This is a genomic window from Streptomyces tricolor (assembly GCF_002155905.1).
Classification (GTDB): domain Bacteria; phylum Actinomycetota; class Actinomycetes; order Streptomycetales; family Streptomycetaceae; genus Streptomyces; species Streptomyces tricolor.
The window spans coordinates 1-902 of the sequence record NZ_MUMF01000845.1 but is presented as its reverse complement, the minus strand read 5'-3'; the positions used below and the strand labels follow the sequence as shown (position 1 = coordinate 902).

1 protein-coding gene is annotated in these 902 nt (G+C 76.2%); it reads right to left on the bottom strand.

All coding sequences use genetic code 11. The annotated features are described in order from the left end of the window. A partial coding sequence (locus CCN44_RS40550; RefSeq protein ID WP_158103221.1) for a PQQ-binding-like beta-propeller repeat protein occupies window positions 1-902 on the bottom strand: 902 nt, incomplete at both ends.

Genomic DNA, 902 nt, shown 5'->3' with positions numbered 1-902 from the left:
CAGGGTGTACAGGCCGGTGCCGCTGCCGACGTGCACGTGCCCAGCGGCCACCAGGACCGGCTCGACGGAGGAGCGGGCCTCGGTGGCGATGCGCCAGCGGTCGCGGCCGTCGGTGGCGTCGAGGGCGTAGACCGTGCCGAGGTAGTCGGCGAGGTAGACACCGCCGCCGGTGACGGCCGGGCCCGGGGCGAAGGCCGGCGGGCTCAGGAAGACCGCCGGGGCCTCGAAGTGCCAGCGGACCATGCCGCTCACCGCCTCGATGGCGAGCACCCGGGTGCCGGCGGAGACATAGACGTACCCGTCGGGGGCCGGGGCCAGGCGCACCGGGACACCGCCGCAGGAGGCCGCGTCGCCGATGGGGTACGACCAGCGCTCCTCGCCGGTGCGGGCCTCCAGGGCGCGCAGCCGGGCGTCCTGCCAGACGTACACCGTGCCGTCGTGCACGACCGGGCCGGCCTCCGGGGACTCGAAGTCGGTCTGGCAGCCGGTGATCTCCCACAGCTTCTGCCCGCCCGCGGCCTCCCACGCCTGGACGCCGCCGCCGCGGGTGCCGGTGACGACAGTGCCGCGGTCGGCCTTGAGGGAGTACACCCAGGCGTCCGTGGACAGCCGCCACAGGTCGGTGCCCTCCCGGGCGTCCAGCGCGAACAGGGTGGGGCCGTCGGAGGCGTGGACCCGGCCGTCCGCCACCGCCATGGACCAGGCGACGTCCCGGGTCTTGAAGCGGCGGCGGCCGGTGGCCACGTCCAGGGCGTGCACCTCGAAGGAGGTGACGTAGACCAGGTCGCCGTCGACGGCCGGGGTGCCCCACACGTCGTTGGACATGCGGAACCGCCAGGGGCGCCAGCCGCTCGCCGTCTCCGGGGGCACCGGGGGCGCGGGCGGTACGGCGGGGTCGGCGC